Source organism: Ectopseudomonas oleovorans, assembly GCF_003052605.1.
Lineage (GTDB): Bacteria > Pseudomonadota > Gammaproteobacteria > Pseudomonadales > Pseudomonadaceae > Aquipseudomonas > Aquipseudomonas oleovorans_A.
On record NZ_QASO01000034.1, the window covers coordinates 1 to 21,173 of the forward strand.

22 protein-coding genes are annotated in these 21,173 nt (G+C 57.3%); 14 read left to right on the plus strand and 8 right to left on the minus strand.

The features are described 5' to 3' along the window. Positions 1-2 precede the first annotated feature (2 nt). Positions 3-218, plus strand: a complete 216-nt coding sequence (locus DBO86_RS05870; protein ID WP_108233202.1) for a hypothetical protein — start codon at positions 3-5, stop codon at positions 216-218. Between the two features lie 51 nt (positions 219-269). Here DBO86_RS05870 and arsA read toward each other — a convergent pair whose 3' ends face one another. Together arsA and arsB are read right to left on the minus strand one after the other, a co-directional pair. Further along, positions 270-2,024 (minus strand): arsenical pump-driving ATPase, encoded by a 1,755-nt coding sequence (arsA, locus tag DBO86_RS05875; protein ID WP_108233203.1) that lies wholly within the window; start codon positions 2,022-2,024, stop codon positions 270-272. Between the two features lie 9 nt (positions 2,025-2,033). Further along, complete coding sequence (arsB, locus tag DBO86_RS05880) at positions 2,034-3,113, minus strand: ACR3 family arsenite efflux transporter (RefSeq protein WP_208630375.1); 1,080 nt, start codon at positions 3,111-3,113, stop codon at positions 2,034-2,036. A 109-nt stretch (positions 3,114-3,222) separates the two neighbouring features. Here arsB and DBO86_RS05885 point away from each other — a divergent pair, with 109 nt between their 5' ends. From DBO86_RS05885 to DBO86_RS05920, 8 genes are all read left to right on the plus strand, one after another. Further along, a complete protein-coding gene (locus DBO86_RS05885) occupies positions 3,223-4,005 on the plus strand; it encodes a metalloregulator ArsR/SmtB family transcription factor (RefSeq protein ID WP_028238019.1) in 783 nt (260 codons plus the stop codon). 22 nt (positions 4,006-4,027) lie between these two features. After that, positions 4,028-4,498, plus strand: a complete 471-nt coding sequence (locus DBO86_RS05890; RefSeq protein WP_108233213.1) for an arsenate reductase ArsC — start codon at positions 4,028-4,030, stop codon at positions 4,496-4,498. 18 nt (positions 4,499-4,516) lie between these two features. Beyond that, complete coding sequence (gene arsH / locus DBO86_RS05895; RefSeq protein WP_108233205.1) at positions 4,517-5,227, plus strand: arsenical resistance protein ArsH; 711 nt, start codon at positions 4,517-4,519, stop codon at positions 5,225-5,227. A 19-nt stretch (positions 5,228-5,246) separates the two neighbouring features. After that, a complete protein-coding gene (locus DBO86_RS05900; RefSeq protein ID WP_108233206.1) occupies positions 5,247-5,747 on the plus strand; it encodes a cyclin-dependent kinase inhibitor 3 family protein in 501 nt (166 codons plus the stop codon). 23 nt (positions 5,748-5,770) lie between these two features. Continuing rightward, complete coding sequence (locus DBO86_RS05905; RefSeq protein ID WP_003118381.1) at positions 5,771-6,775, plus strand: ArsJ-associated glyceraldehyde-3-phosphate dehydrogenase; 1,005 nt, start codon at positions 5,771-5,773, stop codon at positions 6,773-6,775. 18 nt (positions 6,776-6,793) lie between these two features. Beyond that, a complete protein-coding gene (arsJ, locus tag DBO86_RS05910) occupies positions 6,794-8,017 on the plus strand; it encodes an organoarsenical effux MFS transporter ArsJ (RefSeq protein WP_075750436.1) in 1,224 nt (407 codons plus the stop codon). Between the two features lie 168 nt (positions 8,018-8,185). Beyond that, on the plus strand, positions 8,186-8,428 hold the full coding sequence (locus DBO86_RS05915; protein ID WP_237141299.1) for a thioredoxin family protein: 243 nt from the start codon (positions 8,186-8,188) through the stop codon (positions 8,426-8,428). Then, complete coding sequence (locus tag DBO86_RS05920; protein WP_167399102.1) at positions 8,403-9,710, plus strand: hypothetical protein; 1,308 nt, start codon at positions 8,403-8,405, stop codon at positions 9,708-9,710. Before DBO86_RS05915 ends, DBO86_RS05920 begins: the two co-directional genes overlap by 26 nt. Positions 9,711-10,034: 324 nt before the next feature. Here the strand turns inward: DBO86_RS05920 and DBO86_RS05925 are convergent, their stop codons facing one another. The 4 genes from DBO86_RS05925 to DBO86_RS05940 all read right to left on the minus strand — a co-directional run bounded on the left by DBO86_RS05925 (position 10,035) and on the right by DBO86_RS05940 (position 13,949). After that, positions 10,035-10,595: a hypothetical protein gene (locus tag DBO86_RS05925; RefSeq protein WP_011911891.1), complete on the minus strand. Its 561-nt coding sequence runs from the start codon at positions 10,593-10,595 to the stop codon at positions 10,035-10,037. Between the two features lie 225 nt (positions 10,596-10,820). Then, positions 10,821-11,279 carry a hypothetical protein gene (locus tag DBO86_RS05930; protein ID WP_041755877.1) on the minus strand — a complete coding sequence of 153 codons (459 nt, stop codon included), beginning with the start codon at positions 11,277-11,279 and terminating at the stop codon, positions 10,821-10,823. A gap of 56 nt (positions 11,280-11,335) precedes the next feature. After that, entirely contained in the window at positions 11,336-11,650 is a 315-nt protein-coding gene (locus DBO86_RS05935) for a DUF3703 domain-containing protein (protein ID WP_108233208.1), read from the minus strand. Between the two features lie 16 nt (positions 11,651-11,666). Then, positions 11,667-13,949, minus strand: coding sequence for a heavy metal translocating P-type ATPase (locus DBO86_RS05940; RefSeq protein ID WP_011911888.1), 2,283 nt, complete (start codon positions 13,947-13,949; stop codon positions 11,667-11,669). A 235-nt stretch (positions 13,950-14,184) separates the two neighbouring features. On the opposite strand from DBO86_RS05940, the gene cadR reads away from it, so the two are divergent. Next, on the plus strand, positions 14,185-14,637 hold the full coding sequence (cadR, locus tag DBO86_RS05945) for a Cd(II)/Pb(II)-responsive transcriptional regulator (protein WP_108233209.1): 453 nt from the start codon (positions 14,185-14,187) through the stop codon (positions 14,635-14,637). Positions 14,638-14,718: 81 nt separating this feature from the next. Here cadR and DBO86_RS05950 read toward each other — a convergent pair whose 3' ends face one another. Further along, complete coding sequence (locus DBO86_RS05950) at positions 14,719-15,363, minus strand: DsbA family protein (protein ID WP_095461390.1); 645 nt, start codon at positions 15,361-15,363, stop codon at positions 14,719-14,721. Next, entirely contained in the window at positions 15,360-15,803 is a 444-nt protein-coding gene (locus DBO86_RS05955; RefSeq protein WP_011911809.1) for a disulfide bond formation protein B, read from the minus strand. The genes DBO86_RS05950 and DBO86_RS05955 overlap by 4 nt, the downstream gene beginning before the upstream one ends. Positions 15,804-16,782: 979 nt before the next feature. Between DBO86_RS05955 and DBO86_RS05965 the strand changes: the two genes are divergently transcribed. From DBO86_RS05965 to DBO86_RS05980, 4 genes are all read left to right on the plus strand, one after another. Beyond that, positions 16,783-17,772, plus strand: a complete 990-nt coding sequence (locus DBO86_RS05965; protein WP_075750424.1) for an arsenic resistance protein — start codon at positions 16,783-16,785, stop codon at positions 17,770-17,772. Between the two features lie 334 nt (positions 17,773-18,106). Next, positions 18,107-19,411, plus strand: a complete 1,305-nt coding sequence (locus DBO86_RS05970; RefSeq protein ID WP_167399103.1) for a nucleotide-binding domain-containing protein — start codon at positions 18,107-18,109, stop codon at positions 19,409-19,411. Beyond that, positions 19,408-20,019, plus strand: a complete 612-nt coding sequence (locus DBO86_RS05975; RefSeq protein ID WP_108233211.1) for an SLATT domain-containing protein — start codon at positions 19,408-19,410, stop codon at positions 20,017-20,019. Before DBO86_RS05970 ends, DBO86_RS05975 begins: the two co-directional genes overlap by 4 nt. 87 nt (positions 20,020-20,106) lie before the next feature. Next, on the plus strand, positions 20,107-20,814 hold the full coding sequence (locus DBO86_RS05980; protein WP_108233212.1) for an abortive infection family protein: 708 nt from the start codon (positions 20,107-20,109) through the stop codon (positions 20,812-20,814). Positions 20,815-21,173 lie beyond the last annotated feature (359 nt).

The window sequence follows — 21,173 nt, forward strand, 5'->3', positions numbered from 1 at the left end:
TTATGGCCAGCGAATTCGATAAGCCTGGTTTTGTTACCGAGGTTGAGGATGGTCGTCTCTGGGTTTTCCGCGAAGACTCTCAGGAACTGAAGGACTTCAAAGCCACTGGCGAGCCAGCCAAGCAGTTCACTGATATCGGTTCCGGCCCGAATGGCATGACGGTCAAAGCGGCTGACGAGAAAACCCTCAAGGATTACCTTGAGGTCATCAAGAAGTAAGCGCTTTCAAGCAGAAGGCCCGCAGAATGCGGGCCTTCTCATTGATGCAGATTACTTGCTGAGAGCGAGTAAACGCTCAACCCCTACCGGCTCCTCCGACATGAGCGGAATGACCGCATAGCGTTGCGCGTGCTCCGTCGCGACATGCTCAATATCCCTCAGTTCATTGACCGCCCGTTTATGTAATAGCGGTGATTCAGTCTTTGCGGCTGCCACGCTGTTGTTGATCACCCATGCCCAAGGCTCAATGCCGGCACGACGCAGATCAGCTTGCAGGCCAGCAGCCTCCAGCACAGGAGTGGTTTCGGCCAGGGTCACCAACAGCACCTTGGTTTGCTTAGGATCCTGGAGTTGCATCATCGGCGTGGAAAAGCGCATGTTGCTGCCCGACATCTGCCGAGCAATGTCGCGGTGATAAGCCCCGGTGGCATCCAGTAGCAGCAAGGTGTGGCCGGTCGGGGCGGTGTCCATCACCACGAACTTTTTGCCGGCTTCACGGATGATTCGCGAGAAAGCCTGGAATACGGCGATCTCTTCGGTGCAGGGTGAACGCAGATCCTCGGCCAGCAGCGCCCGAGCCTGCTCATCCAGGCCCGCGCCCTTGGTTTGCATGACGTGATCACGATAGCGCTGTGTCTCGGTATGCGGGTCAATGCGGCTCAGCGTCAGGTGCTCAAGCGTGCCATCCAGTGTCTCGGCAAGGTGCGCGGCAGGATCAGAAGTAGTCAGGTGCACGGGCAGCCCACGTCGAGCCAACTCGACGGCAACCGCTGCGGCCAGAGTCGTTTTCCCGACACCACCTTTGCCCATCACCATGATCAGGCCATGACCATCGGCGGCGATCTCGTCGATCAGGGACTTGAGTCGTGGAGCGTTCAATTCAATCGGCGCACTGGCCGGCGCCTGCGTGCCGTCAGCAGAGCCCTCAAGCAAAAGTTGTCGCAGGGCATCCAGTCCCACTAGGTTGAATGCTTTCAAGGGCAACAGATCGAGCGGCAGTGTTCGCAGCGCTGGCGGCATGGCGGCGACTGCGGCCTGTTCACGCTTATAGACGGCGGCAGCCAGGACATCCTTCTGCGCCTCACTCGCCGGCAGCACGCCGTTGATCACCAGGTACTGCTCTTGCAATCCAATGGCTGCAAGCTCCTCGCGTGTGCGGGCAGCCTCGCGCAGGGTAGCGGCCTGTGCCCTGGCAACCAGAACCAGACGGGTCTTGGCTGGATCAGAAAGCGCCTTTACTGCCTCGCGATACTGGTCACGTTGTTTGTCTAAACCGGCCAACGGCCCAAGACACGATGCATCGCCTTGCCCCGCCTCCAGGAATCCACTCCAGGCCCCCGGCAGTTGCAGCAGCCGAATCGTGTGCCCGGTCGGGGCGGTATCGAAAATGATGTGATCGAAGCGGGCCTTCAGTTCATCGTTGACCAGCAGTGAGGTGAATTCGTCGAAGGCTGCGATCTCGGTCGTGCAGGCTCCCGATAATTGCTCCTCCATGCCTTTGACCACATCAGCAGGCATGACACCCCTCGCCGGGCCCACAATCCGATCCCGATAGGCCTGAGCTGCGCCCTGTGGGTCGATCTCCAGGGCCGCCAGGTTTTCCACGGCAGGCACGGCGGTAATGTGATTGCCGATCTCCAGACCGAATACCTGCCCGACATTGGAGGCCGGATCGGTGCTGACCAGCAGCACTCGCTTGCCCTGACGGGTCAGCTCCAGGGCTGTCGCGCAGGCAATGGAGGTCTTTCCGACCCCCCCCTTGCCGGTGAAGAACAGGAAGCGTGGTGCATTGTCGATAAAGCGCATTCTGACCCCCTAGCGATTGTTGAGGCTGCTCTCGTACCAGTTGCGTGTGCTGTTGACCATGCGTACCAGCCATAGCATCACGGGCACTTCGATCAGTACGCCGACCACGGTTGCCAGGGCGGCACCCGAGTTGAATCCGTACAAGACAATGGCCACGGCTACGGCCAGCTCGAAGAAGTTGGAGGCGCCGATCATGGTGGCCGGGCCCGCTATGTCGTGGCGCACTTTCAGGGTATGGCAGAGCCAGTAACCCAGTGCCGCGATGAACAGCGTCTGCACCAGCAGGGGGATCGCGATGATGCCGATTATCAGAGGTTGCTCGACGATGGACTCACCCTGGAAGGAGAACAACAGAACCAGAGTGGCCAGCAGAGCGATGATGGAAAATGGCGAAATCTTCGCCAGCACATTCTCGAAATAGGCTTCGCCGCGCTTCATCAGTTGAGCCCGCAGAAACTGGGCGATGGCCAGCGGGATGACGATGTACATCACCACGGAAAGCAGCAGGGTGTCCCAAGGCACCGGGATCGAAGAAACGCCCAGCAACAGCGCCACGATAGGCGCAAAGGCAAACACCATGACCAGATCGTTCAGTGCCACCTGGGTCAGAGTGAAGTTGGCATTACCCTTACACAGGTTGCTCCAGACAAACACCATCGCCGTGCAGGGCGCCGCACCGAGCAGGATCAAGCCGGCCATGTAGCTATCCAGCTCTTCGGCGGGCAGCCAGGGCGCAAACACCTGCTTGATAAAGAACCAGCCAATCAGCGCCATGGAAAACGGCTTGACCGCCCAGTTAACGAACAGCGTGACGAACATGCCGTTCTTCTGCTGGCGCACTTCGCTGATGGCGCTGAAGTCGATCTTCATCAGCATCGGAATGATCATCACCCAGATCAGCAGGCCAACCGGGATATTGACCTTCGCCACCTCCAGGGCGCCGACGGCCTGAGCCGCTTGCGGCACAACCAAGCCAAGCACGGTGCCCACCACGATGCACAGGAACACCCACAGGGTCAGGTAGCGCTCAAAAACTCCCAGTTGAGCCCCAGAGGCCTGCTTCATCGCGACTTCACACGCATTTGTCATCTTTGCTGCCTATCCTCGTTCCCTTGGCGCGCAACGCGCCGCATATTCACTTTACTGCATATTCGAAAAATAATATATTTTCTCATGTGCATCTTTGATAGGGATCAACATGAGCCAGAAAAAGCGCGTCCTGTTCCTCTGCGTCGCGAACTCCTCACGCTCGCAGATGGCCGAAGCCCTGCTGCGCCACACCGACTCAGAACATTTTGAAGTCTACAGCGCAGGCTCCGCCCCCACTGAAGTCGACACCCGAGCCCGCAACGCATTGGAGCAGCTTGGTGTTCCCACTGATGGGCTTTACAGCAAGTCCATCGAGCAGGTCGCTGGCGAGCCGTTCGACTATGTGATCACCCTGTGTGACAAGTCCGCCCTGGAGTGCCAGGCACTTCCAGGGGCCGGTGAGTACATCGCCTGGAACTTCGAAGACCCAGCGACCAGCTCGCAGAAAGATGCCTATCGCAAGACCCTGCATGAGATACATGAACGGATAAAGATGTTCGTGCTGATTAAAAGTAAACCGGCGAATGAAGCTTCCACCCTGCATGCCATGTCGCCAACCGAGGTCTTCAAATGCCTGGCCGAGGAAACGCGGGCGCGAATCGCCTTGCTGGTGACCCTGGAACAGGAACTCTGTGTCTGTGAACTGACCTCTGCACTAGAAGAGGCGCAACCCAAGATATCCCGGCACCTGGCCCTGCTGCGCGGCTGTGGTCTGCTGGAGGATCGACGCAATGGTCAGTGGGTGTACTACCGCCTGCACCCGCAGCTGCCGGAATGGGTGACCGATATCCTCAAGCAGACCCTGGACAACAATGCCGAGTGGTTGCGCCAGGATGTGCAGCGCCTCTGGCAAATGCGTGATCGCCCTGGGCGCAAGCCTGCCTGCGATTGAATACCAGGCACTGGGGATGACCATGAACGTTTTGTTTCTCTGCACCGCCAATAGCTGCCGCAGCATCCTGTCGGAGGCCATCTTCAATGCGCTGGCCCCCAAGGGTATGCGGGCCTTTAGTGCGGGCAGTCACCCCAAGGGAGAGGTCAACCCATTGGCCTTGCAGGCACTGCTTGATGCCGGATTCGATGTTGATGGGCTGTACAGCAAATCAACCGATGCCCATCAGGCTCTCGCCCCTGACATCGTCATTACCGTCTGCGACAACGCAGCCGGAGAGGCCTGCCCCGTTTTCTTTGGCCCGGCGACTCGTTGTCACTGGGGGCTGAGTGACCCCTCCGAAGTCAACGGTTCTGAGGCGGAAATTGACGCCGCGTTTGCAGCCACCATCCAGCAGATTCAGACACGCGTGAGCGCATTTATCGCGCTGCCCTTTACTCAACTCGACAGCGATGCGCTCAAGGCCGAGCTGAACAGAATCGGCTCGTTGTAGCCCAAGAGGTACAAACCCATGATCGACAACCTGCCCAACGTCGCCGAGGAGCTGTTTGCCCGCTCTATCCCGACAAACCTGGGCCTCGCCGAAGGCGAGCACAAGCCGCGCATTCTGCTGCTCTATGGCTCCAATCGTGAGCGCTCCTACAGCCGTCTGCTGACCCAGGAAGCGGCGTGCTTGCTGGAAGCCTTCGGCGCGGAAACCCGAATATTCGATCCTTCCGGCCTGCCCATGCCGGACGATGCCGACAGCAGCCATCCCAAGGTCAAGGAACTCATCGACCTGGTGCTCTGGTCTGAAGGTCAGGTGTGGTGTTCACCCGAGCGCCACGGCGCTATGACCGGCGTATTCAAGTCGCAGATCGACTGGATACCGCTGACCATGGGTGCCATCCGTCCCAGTCAGGGCAAGACCCTGGCCGTGATGCAGGTCTGTGGAGGCTCGCAATCCTTCAATGCGGTTAACCAGATGCGTGTGCTGGGGCGCTGGATGCGCATGTTCACCATCCCCAACCAGTCTTCAGTGCCCAAGGCCTACCTCGAATTCGACGAGGCCGGGCGCATGAAACCTTCCAGCTATTACGACCGCGTTGTGGACGTCATGGAGGAACTGGTCAAGTTCACCCTGCTGCTGCGCGGCCACAGCGACTATTTGGTCGACCGTTACTCGGAACGTAAAGAGTCCGCTGAAGAACTCTCCAAGCGCGTCAACCAGCGCGCCATCTGACTACCAGGAAACCCTCTCAATGAATCACCCCTACGACCGGCTCAGCATTCCCGGTATCCAAGGCAAACTCATCTTCACGCCCTGTCCCGGCACCAAAGACAGCAGCCTTGTCGACTCGCTGGCCACGCTGAAACAGGCCGGTGCCTCTGCCGTGATCAGCCTGATGCCGGCAAGCGAACTGGCCTCCAACGAGGCCGAGGACATCGGCAAGCAATGCCAGGCGCAAGACATGGCCTGGTTCCACCTGCCGGTGGCGGATGAGCAAGTACCGCTCGAAGATTTCGGCCAGGGCTGGAAAGCCTGCAAACAGAGCATCCTTGAGCGGCTCAATGCGGGCCAGGACATCGCCATCCACTGCAAGGGCGGCTCGGGACGCACCGGGCTGATTGCGGCGCGGATCATGATCGAGGCCGGCATTCCCCGCGCCGATGCCATTGCCCTGGTGCAAGCCCTGCGTCCCAAGGCTATTCAACACCCTGCCCACATCAACTGGATCACCCAGTTCGATGCTGCCCACTAACTCCAGTAGATGAGTCGAAAAACATGGCTATCAAAATTGGTATCAACGGTTTCGGTCGCATCGGTCGTTTGGCGCTGCGCGCCTCCTGGGACTGGCCCGAGTTCGAATTTGTCCGCATCAATGATCCGGCAGGCGATGCCGCCACCCATGCGCACCTGATCAACTTCGACTCGGTGCACGGTCGCTGGCACCACGAAGCCGGCAGCGAAGGCGATTGCGTGGTGATCGGCGGCAAGCGCATCCAGGTCACCGCCAACAAGGCGATTGCCGACACCGACTGGTCGGACTGCGATCTGGTGATCGAGGCCAGCGGCAAGATGAAGACCGTGGCGGTATTGCAGGCTTACCTGGATCAGGGCGTGAAGCGGGTCGTGGTCTGCGCGCCCGTGAAGGAGAAAGGCGCACTGAACGTGGTGATGGGTGTCAACCAGCAGCTGTTCAATCCAGCCGAGCACCGCATCGTCACCGCTGCCTCCTGTACCACCAATTGCCTGGCTCCGGTGGTCAAGGTGATTCACGAGAACCTCGGCATCCGCCATGGCTCGATCACTACCATTCATGACCTGACCAACACCCAGAGCATCCTCGACACCCCGCACAAGGATCTGCGCCGTGCACGCGCTAGCGGCATGAGCCTGATCCCGACCAGCACCGGTTCGGCCACCGCCATCGCCGAGATTTTCCCCGAGCTGCGCGGCAAGCTGAACGGCCATGCCGTGCGCGTGCCGCTGGCCAACGCCTCGCTGACCGACTGCGTGTTCGAAGTCGAACGGGCCACCACGGTGGAGGAAGTCAACCAACTGCTGAAGGCTGCTGCCGACAGCCAGCTGAAAGGCATCCTCGGCTACGAGGAACGCCCGCTGGTCTCCATCGATTACCGCACTGACCCGCGCTCCTCAATCATCGATGCGCTGTCGACCATGGTCATCAACGGCACTCAGGTGAAGCTGTATGCCTGGTACGACAACGAATGGGGCTATGCCAACCGCACCGTGGAGCTGGCCAAACTGGTCGGCCTGGCCGTTTAACCAAGTAGGGATGCAAGCATGAAGGCGTTGTCAGCCCTGGCCCCGGAGGTCAAACAGTACCTGCTGGTGACCGGCAATTACTGGGCATTCACCCTCACCGATGGCGCCTTGCGCATGTTGGTGGTGTTGCACTTCCACAGCCTGGGCTACAGCCCCTTGCAGATTGCCGCGCTGTTTCTGTTTTACGAGATCTTCGGCGTAGTCACCAACCTGGTCGGCGGCTACCTCGGCGCCCGATTGGGCCTTAATCGCACCATGAATATCGGCCTGGCGATGCAGGTGGTCGCACTGCTGATGCTCACCGTGCCCGCCGCCTGGCTAACCGTGCCTTGGGTCATGGGCGCACAGGCGCTGTCGGGGATCGCCAAAGACCTCAACAAGATGTCGGCCAAGAGTTCCATCAAACTCCTGGTGCCCGATGCCCAGCAGGGCACGCTGTACAAGTGGGTGGCAATCCTCACCGGCTCGAAGAATGCGCTCAAGGGCGTGGGTTTCTTCCTCGGCGGCGCCCTGCTGGCCGTGCTGGGTTTTGCCGGCGCGGTATTGACCATGGCCGGCGTGCTGGCGGTGATCTGGATCGCCAGTCTGTTCCTGTTGAAGAAGGATCTGGGCAAGGCCAAAGCCAAGCCCAAGTTCAAGGACATCCTTTCCAAAAGCCGGGCGATCAACATCCTCTCCGCCGCGCGCCTGTTCCTCTTTGGCGCCCGCGATGTCTGGTTTGTGGTTGCCTTGCCGGTTTACCTGAGCACGGTTTTCGGCTGGGACTTCTGGATGGTCGGTGGCTTTTTGGCCAGCTGGATCATCGGCTACGGCATCGTGCAATCCTTCGCTCCGGCCCTGACCGGCAAGCGCAGCGGGCATGTGCCGGATGGCCGGGCGGCGTTTCTCTGGGCGGCGCTGCTGGCCGGCATTCCGGTTGCCATTGCGCTGGGCCTGGATGGCGATTATTCCAAGCAGGCTGTGCTGGTTGGCGGGCTGCTGATCTTCGGAGCAGTCTTTGCCATCAACTCGTCGCTACACAGCTACCTGATCGTCAGCTACGCCAAGGAAGACGGCGTGTCGCTGGATGTCGGCTTCTACTACATGTCCAACGCGCTAGGCCGGCTGGTCGGGACACTGTTGTCCGGCTGGGTCTTCCAGCAATACGGGCTGCAAGCCTGCCTGTGGGTCTCCAGTGCCTTCGTCGTGCTGGCCGCGCTGATATCCATCGGTCTGCCCAAGCATCAGTTGCCGGCGAGCTAAACGCATGGGTGGTTCTCGGCTGGGGCCTTGATCCAGCAAATGGGAATAGGCCCCAAGTCCTTTAAGCTTTACAACAGGTTGCAGAGGTTGGACGCTGAATAGCACTCGAAGGCGCTTTACATCCTGAACGTCAAACTCCTCGACTCGGGCTGCACCAACTGCAAGAAACTGGAAGCTGTCGCCCGTGAAGTGGCGCAGAACCTGAACATTCAGGCCGAATTCAAGAGGATCACTGACATGGGCCAGATGATGATCTACGACATCCTCGCCACGCCTGCGTGGGCGATCCACGAAAAGGGGGTTCAGCCTTGGAAAGATTCCGACTGCTGTGAACGCCCTGGGCTGGCTCTCGACGGCGCAGTGACGGCTACAACCCAAGATGTCCATGAAGCCACCAGAGCTTTCGCCTGAAACCCTTGAGGCCTCTGCGATTGAAGCGCTGAACAACAGGTGTTTTTGCATCAGCCTCAGTGAGCAGGCCCTGCGTTCGGCGCTGGAGTCGGAAATTGGCCAGCCTGGGTTGCTGGAACTGATACGGGAGCGCTGCCCCTATCTGTTTTCCGCGTTTCCGGTGTTTGTCTCCGCAGATCACCTGACACGCATGGGCGATTTGATTCAGGCCATTGAGTCCGTCATTGCTCTGCCGGCCTATCGAGAACAGGTTCTGGCCACGGCGCCGGCCATTGCCCGGCATGACCCAGGCGGCGCCCGAGGCGCCTTCTTTGGCTACGACTTTCATGTGGCCGATGACAGTTTCGGGCTGATAGAAATCAACACCAACGCTGGCGGCGCGATGCTCAACGCCGTGCTGGCCAGGGCACAACGGGCCTGTTGCCCGCCGATGGATAGCCTGCTGCCTGCGCCAACCCTGGCGAGTACGCTGGAAGCCAATATCGTGGCGATGTTCCGCCGCGAATGGTCGCTCAGTGGCCGTCAGCAGCCACTGCGCACGATTGCCATCGTCGATGAGGCGCCTGCACAGCAGTACCTGTACCCCGAGTTTTTGCTGTTCCAGCAACTGTTTGAGCGGCACGGCCTGCAAGCAGTCATCGCCGATCCGACTGAGTTGAGTCTGCGTGACAACCGTCTGTGGCACGGTGACCTGGCCATTGACCTGGTCTACAACAGGCTGACCGATTTCTACTTAACGTCGTCATCCTGTGACACCTTGCGCGAAGCCTATTTGTCCAACGCAACGGTGCTTACCCCCCATCCGCAGGCGCACGCTCTGTATGCCGATAAACGCAACCTAGCCCTGCTCAGCAATGCAGACAGCCTCCAGGCGCTGGGCGTAGCCCCGAACATTCAGGCTATCTTGCTGGCCGGCATTCCGCGCACTGAAATAGTCACGGCTGAAAATGCAGAGCGCTTATGGAGTGAGCGGCGCACGCGGTTCTTCAAGCCCTTCGCAGGGTTTGGCAGTCGCGCCGCGTACCGAGGGGACAAACTCACCAAACGTGTCTGGCAGGACATTCTTGCCGGTGAGTATGTGGCGCAGGCACTGGTGCTACCCGGTGAGCGCGTGATCTCGGCTGACGCGCCTGCGCAGGCACTAAAGTTCGACCTGCGCGACTACGTATACGACGGCGAAGTGCAATGGGTGGCGGCCCGGCTCTATCAAGGGCAGACCACTAACTTCCGAACCCCTGGTGGAGGTTTCGCCCCCGTCTACGAGTGGCCAATGGCGCTCTAGATCCCAACTCAAGATCCTAGATCGTCAGATCAACCGCGATTGAAAGTCATGCCATTGCTGGGTTGGGGCCTGCAACAGATCACAATGTCGATGCGAACGGATGGATGCTCGAAGCGGCTGATATGGATAGCAAGAGCATCAACAAGGCGCTTACCAGCCCGGTCTAGCTGACCGATGTCTGTGATCGCAAAAACTCGCGACCATGGATTAAAAACAAAACTCGTGGCGTGGACAGACATCGCTGACACCGACAGTCCATCCTCATACGGACTGTCAGATGTAGTTGCGAGAACAGGACGGATCAGTGACAGCGATGATGAGCCTTTAGCGCTGTGGCATGCCCATATGCTGCTGATGCTGCATCATCTGATCCATCATCATCTGTTGCATACCCATGTACCTGTCCATCATGTATTGATGCTGCTTCATCTGCTCAGGCGTCATCTGGGAGTAGTGGCTGCCCATTTGATCCCAGCCCATCATGTGGCCCCCACCCATCATCTTACCGTTACCCATCATGTGGCCACCGCCCATCATCTGACCGTCACCCATCATGTGACCGCCCTGCATGCCCCCTCCGCAGCACCCCATCATTCCGCCGCCACGCATTCCGTTCATCATGTGCATTCCTTGCTGCATCATGGTTTGGTGCTCTTGCATCAGTTTCTGACGCTGTGCAGGGTCGCTAGCTTTCTGAATTTGGTTCATTTGCTCCTGCATTTTCTTCAGGTTTTCTTGTGCCTTCGCCATCTCTTGATCAAATTGCTCAACGCTCATTGGCTGCTGTTGAGCCTGGCTGGTGGCACTGGAGTCCTGCTGCGCAAAGGTTAAGGCCGGAAAAAGCGCAGCCGCCAAAGCGAACGCGGCGAGTTTTGGTGCTTTCATTGCTCAGTTCCTTGCAGGTGAAAGTGGGTCGTGGGGTGAGTCACCAGTAGCCAATATAGACCTCGAAGACGGGTGTAGCCTGATGCAGGTCAAAAGTTGACCCCGTACCTGCTTCAGGTTGTATTAAAGCTGCCCCGACCACGGAGGTTGCCTGGGGGAGCGAATTTTCAGTGGCCAAGAGGTATTGCTCTCTAGGTGAGCAGCCCTGTCTGGGCATGGCGTGCTTCAGTGGCTAAAGCCTTTTGCCGCCAAAGCTGCCCAGCGGCGCTGACGGTGGGCGTAAAACAGGCGCGCAAAAAGCCACACGAACGGGGTGAGGATGCCGGCCTCGATAGTCACGCGATCTCGGTAAAGCGTTCCGCCACTCACTTCTTGAGCCGTAATGACGTGATCCCACTTGGTGATTAGCGGGCTATAGCCGTTGTCTCTGAGCATGAAGGTCTGAGCGTTTTCCGTCTGCGGGTAGGTAATCACAATCGCCTGACGGCCAATGGGCAGTACGCCGAATAGCTTCAGCTTGACCCAGTAGGTGCCCTCGCTCCAGGTATCAGGAAACTCAGCCGGAGCCAGCGGGCTGAAACTCAATAAGGGTGAAGCAACCTGACGCAGCAGGCGTGGTGTGCGCACCTGGGCGATCACCTCTGCAAGTGTGCACGGCAGCTGGGTGGCGAGATCGACTTGCATGGACACAATCACCGACTGGATGGGTTTTGCTCATCGCTCGCAAGCAAGGCCTGGAGTTATTCAGGAACCGGCATGGGCTTGAACGCGCTGACTCTGGAGCGGCCTGTATTGCCGAGGGGCACCCAGATTTTGGAGAACAACAAGGCCGCGAAAATGCGCGGTATTTGCCCGGCCACCTCGCGATAATCGCCAATCTGCCAACCGAGCGTGAGCATCAGCCAGTGTGACCTAGCGTGCAGCAAGGGCTGGCGTTGAGTCAGGATGTGTGCGCGCTCCAGCCATTCAAAGGCATCGGTATTACGTCTCTCCTGCATGGCGTGCTCGGCCTGTTGAAAGGCTTGTTCAATTGCCAGTTGCAATGCTGCTTTCATCTTCAATCCTCCGTTCCTACTTTTTAAGCAGGCGCAGGCCGTTGAACACCACCAGCAGGCTGACGCCCATGTCGGCAAAGACGGCCATCCACATCGTCGCCTGCCCCGTTAGGGTAATGGCGAGAAACAGGGCCTTGATCCCTAACGCCAGCACGATGTTCTGCTTGAGGATGACGGCGGTCTGTTGGGATAGGCGGATGAAGGCCGGGATCTTGCGCAGGTCGTCATCCATCAAGGCCACATCCGCAGTTTCGATGGCCGTGTCCGTGCCGGCGGCGGCCATGGCGAAGCCGATTTCGGACTTCGCCAGCGCAGGCGCATCGTTGATGCCGTCGCCCACCATCCCAACAACGTAGCCGCGCGCCTGCAATGCTTCAACGGCCTGCAATTTGTCGACTGGCAGGAGATTGCCGCGTGCTTCGTCGATGCCCACCTGCTGTGCGATGGCTTCTGCGGTGTGCGGGTTATCGCCAGTCAGCATCGTGGTCTTCACACCCAGCGCATGAAGCTCCTCGATTGCCTGGCGGCTGGAGTCCTTGACGGTATCGGCAACGGCGAACAGGGCAATGGCACGCTGCGGATTGCACAACACCACCACTGTTTTGCCTTGGCGTTCGAGACGTTCCAGCGTCGTTTCCAGCTCGGGTGAGCAGAGGCCAAGCTCTTCCACCAGACGGTGGTTACCCAGGTGGAAATCCATGCCTTCAATGGTGCCCCGTACACCTCGACCCGGCAGGGCTTCGAATCCCTCAACGGTAGCGAACATCAGGCCATTCTCAGTGGCGTGCTTGGCTATCGCTTGCGAAACCGGGTGATCAGAGCGACTGGCGAGGCTGGCAGCATGAGTGCGACAGAGTTCTGAGTCCTGTTCAACCAGTGGCATGTAATCGGTTTGCACGGGTTTGCCATGGGTAATGGTTCCGGTCTTGTCGAGGGCCAGGAAGCCAAGCTTGCCGCCAGTTTCCAGATAAACGCCGCCTTTGATCAGGATGCCTTTGCGTGCAGCCGCAGCTAAACCACTGACAATGGTGACAGGTGTCGAGATGACCAAGGCGCAAGGGCAGGCAACCACCAGCAGTACCAGGGCACGGTAGATCCAGTCGTACCAGGGCTCGGCCATGAAGAGTGGCGGCACAATGGCGATAGCCAGGGCGAATAGGAATACGACAGGGGTGTATACCTTGGCGAATTGATCGACAAAGCGCTGGGTCGGCGCGCGTGAACCCTGCGCCTCTTCGACCGCGTGAATGATACGTGCCAGCGTGGTGTTGGCTGCGGCGGCCAGGACTCGGTATTCCAGGGAGCCGGCTTCATTGATGGTTCCCGCAAAAACCGGATCGCCGATGGTTTTCTCTACGGGCAGGCTTTCCCCCGTGATGGGCGCTTGGTTGATGGTGGAGTTGCCGGCAGTAACTTCGCCATCGAGACCGATTCGTTCGCCCGGTCGAACCCTGACCAATGCGCCTACGGCGATGGTTTTAACGTCAACTTCCAGCCATGTGCCATCGACCTGCTGCACCGTGGCGCGCTCTGGCGTCAGATCCATCAGGCCACGGATGGCATTGCGAGCCCGATCCAGCGACTTCGCTTCGATCAACTCGGCGACAGAAAAGAGGAACATGACCATGGCCGCTTCTGGCCATTGCCCAATCAGCACCGCACCGGTCACAGCGATACTCATCAACGCATTGATATTCAGGTTGCGGTTCTTCAGCGCGATCCAGCCCTTTTTATAGGTCGTCAGGCCGCACAGCAGAATGGCGAGCAGCGCCACGCCAGCCACAGCCCAATCTGGCGCAAGCTCGGCAAAGTGGATCACTTCCGCCGATAAGGCGGCCACCCCCGAGAGCGCCAAGGGCCACCAGGCTTTCTTGTGAGGGGTGCCTTGCTCTTCTTCACGTGCTGTTGCTGAACCCTCAACCACTGGCGTGAAACCAAGCTCGCGAATCGCTGCCAGTGCTGCTGGCAGCGCTTCTGCTGTGTGGCTGAGCGTCAGTACACGTTGAACCAGGTTGAACTCCAATGCACTGATACCGGGTAGCGAGGTCAGCTTGTCGCGGATCAGCTTTTCTTCAGTTGGGCAGTCCATCTGTTCGATTTTGATGCGGGCTTGCCCTTCAGCAGATAGCGGTTCTGCCTGCATTCCCAGGGACGAGATCGCCGCTTCGATAGGCGCGGTCGACGGCAAGCTGTGCCATACCCCAAGAATCCGATTGATCAGGTTGAAGTCGAGCTTATCTATGCCTGCGAGCTTGCTCAGTTTGTCCTGAATCAGCGTCTGCTCGGTAGGGCAGTCCATTTGCGCAATGCGGAAGCTGCTGAGCCTGGAGCCGGTTACGGCATTTACTGCTGTCGCCGCTGTGGCAGAGCACTTGCTTGCTTCGTTGGCGTCACAGCAGACATCCTTTGAAACCGCTTCAGGTTTGTATTCGTCACCGCAGCAGCCAGCCATGAAGGTATCCTCGTTGAACAGTTGTGTAGAGTGAACACCCTAAAGCCACTACAGGGTCAAGCGTTTGCTGAAGAGGTAATTCATGAAGATTGGAGAGCTGGCCAAGCTTGCCGATTGCGAGGTTGAAACGGTTCGCTATTACGAGCGCGAGGGGCTGTTGCCGGCTCCGGCCCGTAGCGAGGGTAATTACCGCCTTTACAGCAGTGAGCACCTTGAGCGGCTTACGTTCATTCGCAACTGCCGAACGCTAGACATGACCCTGGACGAGATCAGAAGCCTGCTGGCGCTGATGGATCGGCCAGAGGGGAACTGTGAGGGTGTGAATAGCTTAGTGGATGAGCACATTGAGCATGTGCAAGCGCGCGTGACCAGTCTGCTGGCCCTGCAACAACAGCTGATTGAGTTACGACACCGCTGTTCCTCTGAGCGCGGCGTAGATGAGTGTGGAATCCTCCAGCGCCTGAATACCACTGGCGGTGTCAGTGCGCTTCCGGATGATGGCCACACCCATGTTGGGAAAAGCCACCGCCACTAAACATGCGCCACCACCTGCCATGCGAGGCACGCTACATGGCAGGTGGTGAGTCTGGCTCAGCTGTATGCAGACGGTTAGCGCTTATTTGCTTTGTTCGACTTCAGCTTTGACCAGATCATTCAGTGGCTGCGCGCCGAAACTCAATAGCGGCTTGCCATTCACAAAGAACGTAGGTGTCTGGCGCACACCAGCCGCCTGGGCATCCTGAGAGTCCCTTTTCAGCGTCTCGGTGATATCGGCAGCCATCATCTCTGCACGGGCCTTCTCCACATCCAAGCCTGCCGCTTCAGCAGCCTCCCAGGCCTTCAGCACCTGTGGGTCACTGTGCCATTGCGGTTGCGCCACCATGAGTGCTTCCAGAACAGGCTCGAAGACCCCCTGCTTGCGTGCAGTTTCGAGGATTCTTGCTGCTGTTTCAGAGCCTTCATGGAAGAGGACGTAACGCAGCACCAGGCGCACATCGTTCGGGTTCTCAGCCAGGATCTGTTTCACTACTGGAAAGAAGGCGCGGCAGGCCTCGCAGGACGGATCGAAGAACTCAACGATGGTTACGGGCGCATTGGCGGTGCCGATAACGGGCGAATGGAAGCGCACCAATGAGCTAGCGACTGGAGCAACTGGCGGAGTCTCTTCACTGGCCGAATATCGATCATAAAAGAACGCCGCAGCAGCGAAGCCGAGCGCAGTAAGAATGCTGATCACGAGGACGATTGCACGTCTGCTCATAGGGAAGACCTCCGACGGATGAGAACAAGAAGAACAGCGATAAGGGTGAATGCGACCAGCGAAAGCAGTGGCAGAGGGACGCTGCCGAAAATCGTCATGTCAGCGCTGGAGCAGGACGGGCCTGCCCCACAGGGCTTGATGCTCTCTGGTATGGCCCCGAAGTAGAGCAGGCTGTGGTAGAGCGCGATGAGCCCGCCCACGACGGTAACCGGCAACGCATAACGCCAGACGCCGAAATCCGAGGTGTAGCAACCAACGGCCAGAATCACGACCAGTGGAAACATGAATGCGCGCTGGAACCAGCAGAGCACGCAGGGCGTTTTGCCCATGACCTCGCCGATGAACAAGGCGGCTAAGGTCGAAACCAACGCAATACCCCAGGCCATAAGCAACAGGCTCCAGGGGCTGGGAAAGCGAGTGTTTGTCTCTGTTTCCATCATGGTTGATATCTACCCTCTACAGAGGTGGGTGGCACGGGAACTACCGCCGACGCGATATCGTTCGTGGTGACGTCTTGAGCCAGTGCATCTGCCATGCCCACGAGCATCAGCACGATAGCGAGCAGTAATAAGCGCATCGGGCGGCGCAGGTGCGCAAACAACGCCCCAGGCTCGCGCGGAGAAAGCGATTGCATAAGTTGATCCTGGATTGCAGTGGTCTTTAGCCGCAGTGCGGCTTTGTTTAGATCACGCGGCTGGATCGCGGAGGGCGCTCAATCAAGTAGACCGGGCGAGTTGGTGCGGCTTGATCCGGCAGGGTAGCCAGGATGTTGCTTTCTGCCTGGGCTGGCAGGATAAGCAGCGGCCCAAGGTAAGGGGTCTCGTGCACATGGTCGGCAGTCATCGGCGAGTGCCGGTGACCTGCACAAAAGACGCAAGAGGGGGCTGCCTCTGTCAGCAAGCTGCTGTGCGTTGACTCGCTCTTGAATCCCGCTTGCGGCTCTGCACCAACCAACAGGGAAGACATATGCCAACCCATGACCAGCAGCAATGCCATGCTCAGTGTAAGCACTACTTGGATTGTGACCTTACGCCTGGGCATCGGGATGATGTCGATATGTATAGTGGTGGGAGGTATTTGCTCCGACCCTCATTGGTATGAAGATACGGTTGCCGTACGAATTGCTCCGCAATGAGACCATTCTCGGGGAGTAGGCACAAGCACCATGGCGATACCTGTGCGGCTTAGGTGGGGCGGGCTAGGATGCATGCTGGAAAAATCAGTGCTTCCGTTTTTGGCCAATGATCGAATTTTCAGGGTGCCCAGTTTGGGTCGACCTTGCCCTTTTTGACCTGCAAGTACAGGCCTGAAGCAGCCATTGATGAATGACCATTGGCCGTTAGCGCTGCTTGCCTTATCCCTAGCTAACCATCCTTGTCCTCCCTAACGCGGAGAGCAAACCATGACTTTGAGTGAACCATGACAAGAGATGCACTAGAGCAGAACCAAGTACCGATCTACTTCGTAGCAGTGATTGTCGCGGCGATTGGCGGCTTGCTGGCTCCGAACACCGCCCAGGGATTGTCGGTCTTGGTCACGCCCACCATCGCTGTTCTGATGTATGCGATGTTTCTTCAGATTCCGTTCCTGAACCTTAAAGATGGCATGCGCAACAAGCCCTTCATGGCTGCGCTCCTAGTCGCCAATTTTGTTTTGATTCCTCTCCTGGTTTGGGGGCTGACCCGCTTCTTGGATGGACATCCCGCCATCCTGATTGGCGTGCTATTGGTGTTACTGACGCCCTGCATCGATTACGTGGTTGTGTTCACCCACATTGGCCGGGGTGACTCACGCCTGATCCTTTCGGCGACGCCGATTTTGCTGTTACTTCAGCTTGCTCTTTTACCCCTCTACCTGGGGCTTATGCTGAGTGATACTTCGGGGGTGGTCGTGTCGATAGGCCCCTTTGTCGAAGCCTTTCTGGCACTCATCATGGCCCCGCTGATCCTGGCACTGCTGACAGAAGCATTGGTAAAGCGCTCCGCAGCGGTGAAGACATGGACTGATGCCTGGGCCTGGTTACCTGTGCCGGCCATGGCGGCGGTGCTCATAGCCGTGGTCGGCTCGCAGATTGCTCCCGTAGTGAATGAGATCGACAGGCTTGCTCCCGTTCTGCCGGTCTACATCGCCTTTGCTTTCTTGGCTCCTGTAATCGGTGCACTGGTCTCCAAAGCGTTCAAGCTGTCTGTGAAGTCAGCAAGGGCTGTGACCTTCAGCAGCTCGACGCGCAATTCACTGGTGGTGCTGCCCCTTGCATTAGCGCTGCCTGAAGAGCTGCGGGGGCTCGCCGCCGCTGCGGTGATCACCCAGACCCTTGTCGAGCTGGTTGCTGAACTGGTCTATGTCCGGGCTGTGCCAGCGTTTCTTTGCCCTGATCGTGCCGGGGCTAACGAACCGCTCAATGGCTGAACCCGCTCCGGGTTGGTCGCGTGACATCGATTGCGGACGCAGAACAACGTCTTGTTGCGGATGTCCGCTGTTAGCCAGAAGCAGCACACCTCCAGCGTCACCCAGCGGCTAAAAGCGAATATCTGAAGCTGCGCACAATTCGCCAATCCCTATACCTGTTTGACCTTCCGTATCTACCGAGCGCTGCGCTATGCCAAAGCTACATCTAGTGCTGGGTTAGCCTGGCCGACTTAGCGGTGTTTGCCGCAGCGATAGATACCCGCAATCGCCTTCGGCTACCATGCGGAAAGCTCTGAGGCAGGCTGCTTGGGAATATCACGTGTAAGGGATCACGATGTCGACTTCAACGATTTTCAGAGAGTTCTTGGGCAATCTGCGCATCACTAACCACGCAACCATTGAAGACCGATATACAGAGATAACCCGGTCACTGAATAAGTATTTCCGAGATTTTGATTCAACAAGCAACAACCTTCAGGTTGGCTCTTATGGGCGCTGGACAGCTATCGAAGGCGTTTCAGACCTGGACATGCTCTACATCATGCCCGGCAGCGCGTGGGAGACCTACAACAAGGATGGGGGGCAGTCAGCGCTGTTGTCAGACGCCCGCGATGCAATTCTAAAGCGCTATCCCGCCACCAAGATCACCGTGGATCGCCTGGTGGTATGTGTCACGTTCCAGAATTTCAACGTTGAGGTTCAGCCGGTCTTCAGGCAGGGCGACGGCAGCTTCGTATACCCCGACACCTATAATGGTGGCGCTTGGAAAATCACCAAGCCCAAGGATGAAATCGAGGCTACCAAGACGGTTGATGATGACCAAAATGGGAACCTGCGGCGACTGTGCAAAATGCTTCGTGCATGGAAGAACAAGCACGGCATTGGTATCGGCGGTCTGCTGATCGATACCCTGGCGCATAACTTCCTCACGTCGACTGATGCTTATGCCAATGCAAGCTTCGGCTCATACGACTGCATGGTTAGGGATTTCTTCGAGTACGCCAAGAACCTTCCCCAGCAAGACCGGTACGCAGCCCTAGGTAGCCGTCAGCATGTGAAGGTCAAACAGAAATTCCAAAAGCCTGCTAAGCGTGCCTATGAACTCTGCGTTAAAGCCATCGAGGCGCAGGGAGAGGAGTATGAGGGCGACCGCTGGAAGAAGATTTTTGGGCGCAGCTTTCCTTCAACCCGTACAACCACGCGCAGCGCCATGGAGTCTTTGGGTTCTGCCTACAGCTTCAGGAATACAGAGCAGTTCATCGAGGATCTGTATCCTGTTGATATTCGCTTCCCTCTGTCGGTCGATTGCGATGTTGAGCAGGACGGCTTCAGGGAGCGTCTGCTCAGTGAGCTGATCCAGCTTGGTTTGCCCTTGCGTGCACGTAAGACGCTTAAATTCAGAATCACTCATAACGGGGTTTTGCCACCTTACACGGTGAAGTGGAAGGTGCTGAATACCGGAGAGGAGGCTGAAAGGCGTGACTGCATTCGTGGCAGCATTACTAGTGACTCAGGGCGCGAGTCTATTCAAGAGTCGACGAGCTTCAAGGGCGAGCACATGGTGGAGTGCTATATCATCAAGGATGGGGTGGTTGTTGCCCGCAGCCCAATTCAAGTACCTATTAGCGAGAACATATGAGCCAGGCCGCATTACTCAAGAACATCGCTGAGACAGGCTACAACGTGGGCTTTGGTGGTCGAAAGCACTGGGCCACGTATGACATCGTGGAAAAAGTCCCAGGCTTTATTGGTTTCTTGGGAACCGCCGTGGGCATTTTTGCCCTCGTATATGACTCGCTGTCTGCAAAAAATATATCCGCCACCATGGCTGTGATAGGGATTATCGGGATCTATATCTCTGTATATGATTCCAAAAAGTCAGAATATGAAAAGTCTGCTATAGAGCTCACCAAGATATATAACGGACTGAGAGACCTCTATCGAAAGGTACAGTCACTTCCGGCTGATGCGGATTTTACAGCATACCAGGGCGAGCTTTCTGGCTTAGAGGCGCGCTACTATAATTCGTCTATTAGTAAGCAAATTCTTTTCAGCGACTGGTATGCGCATTACAAGTTCTTTTGGCAATACCAGATTGATTGGGTTGATGAGCAGAAGCATTTTTCGTTGGTCAGGGATAAGGTTCCGTTGACTGCATGGCTGGCTCTGGCTGCATTGCTGATATTTGCCGGTGCGTCTTTTATTTCGCGCATCGATACCATTAAGGCTTGCCTCGGGATAGTTTGACCGTCGAGCAAAATTCGGATTCCTCTGGCTGCTGTTTGTCGTTCCGGTAAGTGAATTTTAATTGGCGGCACAGCAGGAGTAGACGACATGGCTATGGATGTATTGCTGCATGAGGTGCTCCGCAAGATTCATTCGGGAGTGAAGTCATTCGAGCCAGATAGTTCCTCATCCGACGATATCAAAAAATTCCAGAGTCTTGCTAAGACAATAGTTCATGCCCACAGTCTAGGCTACATAGAACAGATGATATCCAGAAAGGAGCACCATTCTGGTAATGGGTATTATGCCGTCATACTTGTGAGAGGAGGGCTCACCTACAAGGGCGAGCAACTTTTACAGCAGTTCTCAGGTCAGCCCACGCCGTTAGATGAGTCTCTAGCTGACCTGTTCGAGAGAGTTCCAAGCCATAGCATTCGAGAAAAGTGGGACAAAGCTCTCCATCGACGAATTACAGACCCAAGCGGCGCTATTACTGCTGCAAGAGCCCTGCTTGAGTCGACGCTGAAGTGGATCATTGAGCAGCGGGGCGGGAAGCCGACTGATAGTAATAAAGCGCTTTTCAGCAAGGCCATTGATGCTCTTGGGTTAGAGGTAAAAGGAAAGCCCATTGAGAAAACTATTGAGGGTTTGAGTTCGATCATCTGGGGCATAGGTGATATGAGAAACAAGCATGGTGATGCACATGGAGCAGCATCGGACGCCATCCCTCCGACAAAATATGAAGCTGGATTGTGCGTAAACCTGGCCGGCGCAGTGGCTTTGTACCTTCTGGAAGAATTCGAAGCCGGTGCGTGATTCTTGTTCATAAGCCGAAGGTTGGTCAGGAAGATGGGTTAGTGCAGTAGGCGTAGGGGTAAGCGAAGTTTGGCTTGCCCTGAAGACTTGAACTGCATCAGCGAATACCAGCCATATGTCCGCTCAAATGTCACGATAACGTAGAAGCTGCCGCTCGTTGTGTGTAGTACCCAGAATCCCCCTTCGCAGGTATCCGTCCGGCCAACACACCTTCCTGGCCCCGACGCCAAAGGCGATGGTGTCCACCTGATTTAAGTGGACACCATTTCTAGCCTTTTAAGCGGGTCTTTCATGCAGCCACAACGCCGTTCCTACTCCAAATCCTTCAAGGCTCAGATCATTCAAGAGTGCGCCCAGCC

What these genes read in the sequence shown, in the direction of transcription:
- DBO86_RS05905 (WP_003118381.1), top strand. Translation starts at nt 5,771, where the DNA reads ATGGCTATCAAAATTGGTATCAACGGTTTCGGTCGCATCGGTCGTTTG.
- DBO86_RS05980 (WP_108233212.1), top strand. Translation starts at nt 20,107, where the DNA reads ATGGCTATGGATGTATTGCTGCATGAGGTGCTCCGCAAGATTCATTCG.
- DBO86_RS05950 (WP_095461390.1), bottom strand. Translation starts at nt 15,363, where the DNA reads ATGAGCAGACGTGCAATCGTCCTCGTGATCAGCATTCTTACTGCGCTC.
- DBO86_RS05890 (WP_108233213.1), top strand. Translation starts at nt 4,028, where the DNA reads ATGAACGTTTTGTTTCTCTGCACCGCCAATAGCTGCCGCAGCATCCTG.
- DBO86_RS05885 (WP_028238019.1), top strand. Translation starts at nt 3,223, where the DNA reads ATGAGCCAGAAAAAGCGCGTCCTGTTCCTCTGCGTCGCGAACTCCTCA.
- arsJ (WP_075750436.1), top strand. Translation starts at nt 6,794, where the DNA reads ATGAAGGCGTTGTCAGCCCTGGCCCCGGAGGTCAAACAGTACCTGCTG.
- DBO86_RS05940 (WP_011911888.1), bottom strand. Translation starts at nt 13,949, where the DNA reads ATGGACTGCCCTACCGAGCAGACGCTGATTCAGGACAAACTGAGCAAG.
- DBO86_RS05955 (WP_011911809.1), bottom strand. Translation starts at nt 15,803, where the DNA reads ATGATGGAAACAGAGACAAACACTCGCTTTCCCAGCCCCTGGAGCCTG.
- arsH (WP_108233205.1), top strand. Translation starts at nt 4,517, where the DNA reads ATGATCGACAACCTGCCCAACGTCGCCGAGGAGCTGTTTGCCCGCTCT.
- DBO86_RS05925 (WP_011911891.1), bottom strand. Translation starts at nt 10,595, where the DNA reads ATGAAAGCACCAAAACTCGCCGCGTTCGCTTTGGCGGCTGCGCTTTTT.
- DBO86_RS05935 (WP_108233208.1), bottom strand. Translation starts at nt 11,650, where the DNA reads ATGAAAGCAGCATTGCAACTGGCAATTGAACAAGCCTTTCAACAGGCC.
- DBO86_RS05870 (WP_108233202.1), top strand. Translation starts at nt 3, where the DNA reads ATGGCCAGCGAATTCGATAAGCCTGGTTTTGTTACCGAGGTTGAGGAT.
- arsB (WP_208630375.1), bottom strand. Translation starts at nt 3,113, where the DNA reads ATGACAAATGCGTGTGAAGTCGCGATGAAGCAGGCCTCTGGGGCTCAA.
- DBO86_RS05930 (WP_041755877.1), bottom strand. Translation starts at nt 11,279, where the DNA reads ATGCAAGTCGATCTCGCCACCCAGCTGCCGTGCACACTTGCAGAGGTG.
- DBO86_RS05965 (WP_075750424.1), top strand. Translation starts at nt 16,783, where the DNA reads ATGACAAGAGATGCACTAGAGCAGAACCAAGTACCGATCTACTTCGTA.
- DBO86_RS05920 (WP_167399102.1), top strand. Translation starts at nt 8,403, where the DNA reads ATGAAGCCACCAGAGCTTTCGCCTGAAACCCTTGAGGCCTCTGCGATT.
- arsA (WP_108233203.1), bottom strand. Translation starts at nt 2,024, where the DNA reads ATGCGCTTTATCGACAATGCACCACGCTTCCTGTTCTTCACCGGCAAG.
- DBO86_RS05970 (WP_167399103.1), top strand. Translation starts at nt 18,107, where the DNA reads ATGTCGACTTCAACGATTTTCAGAGAGTTCTTGGGCAATCTGCGCATC.
- DBO86_RS05900 (WP_108233206.1), top strand. Translation starts at nt 5,247, where the DNA reads ATGAATCACCCCTACGACCGGCTCAGCATTCCCGGTATCCAAGGCAAA.
- DBO86_RS05975 (WP_108233211.1), top strand. Translation starts at nt 19,408, where the DNA reads ATGAGCCAGGCCGCATTACTCAAGAACATCGCTGAGACAGGCTACAAC.
- cadR (WP_108233209.1), top strand. Translation starts at nt 14,185, where the DNA reads ATGAAGATTGGAGAGCTGGCCAAGCTTGCCGATTGCGAGGTTGAAACG.